Source organism: Pantoea sp. GbtcB22, assembly GCF_019091025.1.
In the GTDB taxonomy this organism is placed as follows: domain Bacteria; phylum Pseudomonadota; class Gammaproteobacteria; order Enterobacterales; family Enterobacteriaceae; genus Pantoea; species Pantoea leporis.
The window spans coordinates 1-7,453 of record NZ_JAGXKB010000015.1 but is presented as its reverse complement, the minus strand read 5'-3'; the positions used below and the strand labels follow the sequence as shown (position 1 = coordinate 7,453).

General features: G+C 60.4%; 2 protein-coding genes. Both read left to right on the top strand.

Translation table 11 applies throughout. The annotated features are described in order from the left end of the window. Positions 1 to 5,577, top strand: a 5,577-nt coding sequence (locus tag KVT28_RS24605) for an Ig-like domain-containing protein (protein ID WP_254633648.1), incomplete at its 5' end; no start/stop codon positions are given. Between the two features lie 324 nt (positions 5,578 to 5,901). Then, positions 5,902 to 7,453: Ig-like domain-containing protein (locus KVT28_RS24600; RefSeq protein WP_254633647.1), on the top strand; the 1,552-nt coding region annotated here is incomplete at its 3' end.

Sequence of the window (7,453 nt, the reverse complement as noted above, 5' to 3'; positions counted from 1 at the left end):
AGCATCGACAGCGCGCTGGACAACGCGGGCCCGGTGACCGGCAGCCTGAGCAGCGGCGCGTCCACCGACGACACCACGCCAACCCTGCGCGGCACCGGCCCGGCCAGCAGCGTTATCACCCTGCGCTACAAGCTCGGCAACGGTAGCTATACCCTCGACAGCGTGAGCGTGGATGCAGACGGCAACTGGTCGTGGACGCCGGATACGCTGGCGAAGGGCAGCTGGACCTTTGAGGTGCAGAAGGCCGGCCAGAGCGACTGGAGCAGCTTCCAGCTGACCATCGATCCGGACCTCGATCGCTATCCGACCATCGACAGCGCGCTGGACAACGCGGGCCCGGTAACCGGCAGCCTGAGCAGCGGCGCGTCCACCGATGACACCACCCCAACCCTGCGCGGGACCGGCCCGGCCAACAGCGTTATTACCCTGCGCTACAAGCTCGGCAACGGTGGCTACAGCGTCGACAGCGCGAGCGTGGATGCAGACGGCAACTGGTCATGGACGCCAAATACGCTGGCAAAAGGCAGCTGGACCTTTGAGGTGCAGAAGGCCGGCCAGAGCGGCTGGAGCAGCTTTAAGCTGACCATCGATCCGGCGCTGGACCTGAAGCCAACCATTGACAGCGCCTGGGACGACTTTGGCGCGGTAACCGGCAGCCTGACAAGCGGTGACACCACCGATGACAACACGCCAACCCTGCGCGGTACCGGCGTGGCCGGCACCATCATCCACTTCCAGAACGGTCTGGCAGGCAGCTCCTGGGTTAATGTGGGCAGCACCGTCGTTAAAGCGGACGGCACCTGGGAGTGGACCTCACCGGTGCTGAGCAAAAACGGCACCTGGGAGTTTCACGCGAAGGCGCAAAACGGCGAGGTTATCAGCGACTGGACCGGGAAATTTATTCTGAAGTACGTTGCTGCCGCCGGACCGGTGATTACCGATGCGCTGGACAACGTCGGCCCGGTAACCGGCAGCCTGAACAGCGGCGCGTCCACCGATGACAGCACGCCAACCCTGCGCGGCACCGGCCCGGCCAACAGCGTCATCACCCTGCGCTACAAGCTCGGCAGCGGCAGCTACGCCTCCACCACGGTGAGCGTGGATAACGCAGGCAACTGGTCATGGACGCCGGATACGCTGGCGAAGGGTAGCTGGACCTTTGAGGTGCAGAACGCCGGCCAGAACGGCTGGAACAGCTTCCAGTTGACCATCGATCCGGACCTCGAACGCTACCCGACCATCGACAGCGCGCTGGATAACGCGGGCCCGGTGACCGGCAGCCTGAGCAGCGGCGCGTCCACCGATGACACCACCCCAACCCTGCGCGGCACCGGCCCGGCCAACGGCACCATCACCCTGCGCTATAAAATGGACGGCGGTAACTACGCCTCCACCACGGTGAGCGTGGACAACGCAGGCAACTGGTCGTGGACGCCGGATACGCTGACAAAAGGCAGCTGGACCTTTGAGGTGCAGAAAGCCGGGCAGAGCGACTGGAGCAGCTTCACGCTGACCATCGATCCGGACCTTGATCGCTACCCGACCATCGACAGCGCGCTGGATAACGCGGGCCCGGTGACCGGCAGCCTGAGCAGCGGCGCGTCCACCGATGACACCACCCCAACCCTGCACGGCAGCGGCCCGGCCAGCAGCACCATTACGCTGCGCTACAAGCTCGGCAGCGGCAGCTACGCCTCCACCACGGTGAGCGTGGACGGCAACGGCAAGTGGACGTGGACGCCGGATACGCTGGCAGAAGGCAGCTGGACCTTTGAGGTGCAGAAGGCCGGCCAGAGCGACTGGAGCAGCTTCACGCTAACCATCGATCCTAACCTGGATCGCAACGCCACCATCGACAGCGCGCTGGATAACGCGGGCCCGGTGACCGGCAGCCTGAGCAGCGGCGCGTCCACCGATGACACCACCCCAACCCTGCACGGCAGCGGCCCGGCCAGCAGCACCATTACGCTGCGCTATAAAATGGACGGCGGCAGCTACGCCTCCACCACGGTGAGCGTAGATGTTAACGGCACCTGGTCGTGGACGCCGGATACGCTGACAAAAGGCAGCTGGACCTTTGAGGTGCAGAAGGCCGGGCAGAGCGACTGGAGCAGCTTCACGCTGACCATCGACCCGGAGCTCGATCGCTACCCAACCATCGACAGCGCGCTGGATAACGAGGGCCCGGTGACCGACACGCTGCGCAGCGGCGACACCACCGACGACAGCACGCCGACCCTGCGCGGCACCGGCGTGGCCAACAGCGTTATCACCCTGCGCTATAAGCTCGACAGCGGCAGCTACGCCAGCACCACGGTAAACGTGGACGGCAGCGGCAAGTGGACGTGGACGCCGGATACGCTGGCCAGCGGCAGCTGGACCTTTGAGGTGCAGAAGGCCGGCCAGAACGGCTGGAGCAGCTTCACGCTGACCATCGACCCGACCGTGGACCACGATGCCGTGATCACCAGCGCCTGGGATGACTTCGGCGCCGTGACCGGCACCATTGCCAACGGCGGGATCACCGACGACAGCACCCCGACGCTGCGCGGCACCGGCCCGGCCAACAGCAGCATCACGCTGAAGTACAGCAACGGCGACCGCAGCGCCGGCATCATGGTTAAAGTGGATGCCAGCGGTAACTGGACGTGGACCGCGCCAGAGCTGGAGGAGGGACACTGGACCTTTGAGGTGAAGAAGGACGGCCAGGAAAACTGGAGCCGCTACGAGCTGACCATTGATGCCAACGCGGACCGCAACGCCAGCATCGACAGCGCGTTCGACAACGTCGGTCCGGTGACCGGCAGCCTGAGCAGCGGCGCGACCACCGATGACACCACGCCAACCCTGCACGGTACCGGCCCGGCCAACAGCGTTATCACCCTGCGCTACAAGCTCGGCAACGGTGGCTACACCCTCGACAGCGCGAGCGTGGATGCAGACGGCAACTGGTCATGGACGCCGAAAACGCTGGCGAAGGGCAACTGGACCTTTGAGGTGCAGAAAGCCAGCCAGAACGACTGGAGCAGCTTCACACTGACCATTGATCCAACCGTGGATCGCAATGCGACTATTGACTACGCCTATGATAATTTTGGGGATGTGAAAGGCTTGATCGCGCGAGGTGGTATCACCGATGACGCCACCCCAACCCTTTCCGGTACCGGCCCGGCCAACAGCGTGATCTCCCTGCGCTATAAGCTCGGCAGCGGCACCTACATTACGACCAGCGTTAGCGTCGATGCCAGCGGCAACTGGAGCTGGACGCCGGATGCGCTGGCGAAGGGCAGCTGGACTTTTGAGGTGCAGAGGGACGGTCAGAGCGACTGGAAAAGCTTCCAGCTCACCATCGAACCTACCGCCGACCGCAAGCCGATCATTGAAAGCGCATGGGATGACTTCGGTGCCACCACCGGCCTTATTGCCAATGGCGGCACCACCGATGACAGTACGCCGACCCTGCGCGGCACCGGCGCGGCGAACAGCACGATATTGCTGCGCTATTTCCGCCTGGCCACCATGTATGAAGACACCATCAACGTTGACGCCAGCGGTAACTGGACATGGACTGCGCCAGAGCTCATTGACGGCCAGTGGACCTTTGAGGTGAAAAAACAGGGGGATTACAAATGGAACAGTTATGAGCTGACCATTGATTCCAACGCGGACCGTGACGCCACCATCGACAGCGCGCTCGACAACGCGGGTCCGGTGACCGGCAGCCTTGCGAGCGGCGCCACCACCGATGACACCACGCCAACCCTGCGCGGCAGCGGCCCGGCTAACAGCGTCATCACGCTGCGCTATAAGCTTGGTAACGACAGCTACGCCTCCACCACCGTAAACGTAGACGGCAGCGGCAAATGGACGTGGACGTCGTCCGCGCTGGCGAAAGGCAGCTGGACCTTTGAGGTGCAGAAAGCTGGCCAGAGCGACTGGAGCCGCTTCCAGCTGACCATCGATCCGACGCTGGATATGCAGCCCATCATCGACGATGCCTGGGATAATTTTGGCGCGGTCACCGGCAGCCTGAAGAGCGGTGACACCACCGACGACAGCACGCCTACCCTGCGCGGACGTGGCGTGGCCGGCACCATCATCCACATCGAGAGATGCCTGTCGGGTATGCAGTGGGCGAGCGTGGGCAGCACCGTGGTGAAAGCCGACGGCACCTGGGAGTGGACCTCACCGGCGCTGAGTAGCAGCAATACGTGGAACTTCCAGGCCCGCGCGCAGACTGGCGATCATTACAGCGCGTGGAGCGACAAATTCGTAGTGGAATACGTCGCGGCAGCGCCTGGCGCGCCTGTCATCACCGATGCGTTTGACGATTTTGGTACCGAGACCGGCAGCCTCGCCAGCGGTGATACCACCGATGACCAGACGCCGACCCTGCGCGGCACCGCGCTGGCAAACAGCGTGGTGATGATCCGTGCACAGCATGCGTCGGGTGAGAAAATCTACAGCGTGAAGGCGAGTGCGGATGGTAACTGGAGCTGGACGCCGGATAAGCCGCTGGCGAAGGGGGACTGGGATTTCCAGGTAAAAAAATCCGGCGCGGAAAGCTGGGGTCAAACATTCGAATTGAATTTGGATAGAGGCCCTGTTAAAAGTTCAATAATTGATTTTGAGGAATTTAATGCGGGTGATGTTAACCCTGAAAATCAGTATTGGTTTGAGGATAATTTTAATTTCCGTCTACTTGATTTTATGGGAGATCAAAAATTCTCTCATGTAGTTGACACGCCAGATGATGCGCCTGATATTTTTGGAGATAAATGTTTTGTTATAGGAGAAGCTACTGTAGCCAGCGTAGCATACTCTACTGTCACAGGTACTCGTCTGTACGATAATTTCAAATGTGACATTTGGAACAGAGCAAATTATGACATTAGAATAGAAGGCTTTTATTTATCATACAAAAAAAATGGTAATCCGCAGGAATTTACGATTATCATAAAAGCTGGGGAAGTTTTGTCGCTAAATATGCAAGATTATTTTGAAGATAAGTCCCTACAGCCTGAAATATATCATATAAGCTTTAAGTTTCAGCCTTACATGCATGAACTTTATATAGATAATTTATATATTGAATACAGCCCTAACACATTTAGACCTTTCGTGGATAATGTAGAAAACCTCGTCCACGTCCTTGACGGCGTCGACGCATTAACCGAGCACGCCATCATCGGCAGTGAAACGCAGGTGGATACATTGCAATTAACCGGCAAAGATCAGCTGCTCGATTTATCTCAGCATCAAGCAGAGATTCAGTCGGTGGAGATCTTCGATATTCGCGGCAGCGGGGATAATACGCTGAAAATCGATCTGGATGCGCTGCTGCATTACGGCGAAAAAGATCTGTTTATCGAAGACGGTAAAACCCAGCTGATGATCAACGGCGATGCCGGCGATGTGGTGCAGCTGAAAGATATTCTGCCGGAAGGCAGCGATATCAGCGAATGGCAGCATCAGCAGGGCACCGTGACGGTTGCAGGCGTGGAGTACGAAGTGTACAGCCACGGCGACGACGCGGAACTGCTGGTGCAGCAGGGGGTGAAAACCGAGCTGATTTAACGGTTAGATCCTTCTAAATCTGTCTGGAAAGCCACCGAAATTCGGTGGCTTTTTTTTGTTGTTTACCAACTCATAACGTGCCGGCACCGTGCCCCGGCCTCCGTTACACGGCCAGCCTCTGCGGCTGCGGTTAACTCATCTGGCCGTATCCGCCCGCCCGGCCCTTCCCCCCTTTTCTCTCTCTCCGTTCCTCCAGGAGTTTTCCTCCTTTGCAGACGGTTCTTGATACGAGTCCGTAACGCGCTGCTCTACCATTCCCGCCGCTGTGCGATGTCGTGTAAACCGCGCCGCACTTACATTGACAACACATTATGGACGATCCTTATGATTGATTTATTTGCACGCAGCCAGACCCTTTACTTTGAAAGCGCCGACGGCAAGCTGGTGTTTGGTAACAAAGAGAAGCTGGAGCCCGGTGGCTTTATTGAGCTGGTCATCGGCACCGACACCTTCCGCGTCCCCGTAGACGACAAAGGCTTTTACCGCTGGGAAGCGCCTTCCGCCTACGCCGACGGCCACTACAGCTTCTCCATCCGCCACTTTGATAACGCCGGCAACCGCAACCCGCCGACGCTCGGCACCGTGATTGTTGACACCAGCGCCCCCGCCGCCCCTGAACTGCTTAACCTCTACGACGACCAGGGCGACAAAACCGGCAGCTTTGACGCCGGCAAGGCCACCGACGACAAACGCCCGACGCTGACCGGCATCGCGCAGAAAGGCAGCACCGTTTACCTGCTCAACGACAAAAATGAAAAAATCGGCAGCGCGGTGGCGGACAAGGTCACCGGCAAGTGGGTAATGGAGCCGGCGCAGGACTTAAAAGACGGCAGCAACAGCCTGCGCCTGATGGCCGAAGAGACCTTTGGTAAACAGCTGCGCGCCGGCACGCCGTCTGCGCCGTTTAACATCATTACCGGCAACGGCAGCGCGCAGGTTGAACACACCGGTGACGCCGCCGCCGCGCCGGTCAGCGAGGCCGCACCGGCCGCCACCGAACCGCTGGCCCGCAGCAAGACCCTCTACTTTGAAAGCGCCGACGGCAAACTGGTGTTTGGGAACAAAGAGAAGCTGGAGCCCGGCGGCTTTATTGAGCTGGTCATCGGCACCGACACCTTCCGCGTCCCGGTAAACGATGAAGGCTTTTATCGCTGGGAAGCGCCGACGCCCTACGCCGACGGCGAGTACAGCTTCTCCATCCGCCACTTTGACAACGCCGGCAACCGCAACCCGCCGACGCTCGGCACCATGATTGTGGATACCACCGCGCCGGACGCGCCGGAGCTGATTAACCTCTACGACGACCAGGGCGCCGTGACCGGCAGCTTTGACGCCGGCAAGGCCACCGACGACAAACGCCCGACGCTGACCGGCATCGCGCAGAAAGGCAGCACCGTTTACCTGCTCAACGACAAAAATGAAAAAATCGGCAGCGCGGTGGCGGACAAGGTCACCGGCAAGTGGGTGATGGCGCCATCGCAGGACTTAAAAGACGGCATTAACAGCCTGCGCCTGATGGCCGAAGAGACCTTTGGTAAGCAACTGCGCGCCGGCGCGCCTTCGGCGGCGTTTGACATCGTGATTGCCGGCGACAACGTCACGGTTACCATTACCGATGCGCTTGACGACGCGGGCAGCTTCACCGGGGCGCTCGGCAACGGCGCGCTCACCGACGACGCCACGCCGACCCTGCGCGGCGAGGTCTCCGCCGCTGACACCGTTATCGTCTATTACCGCCTCGCCGGCAGCCCGACCTGGGCCGGCAGCGCCACCGCCACCCTCAGCGGCGACACCTGGAGCTGGACGCCGGGCAGCAACCTGCCGTACGGCCGCTATGAATTCCAGGCCAGCACCGGCGACGTCGCCTCGGCGCTGT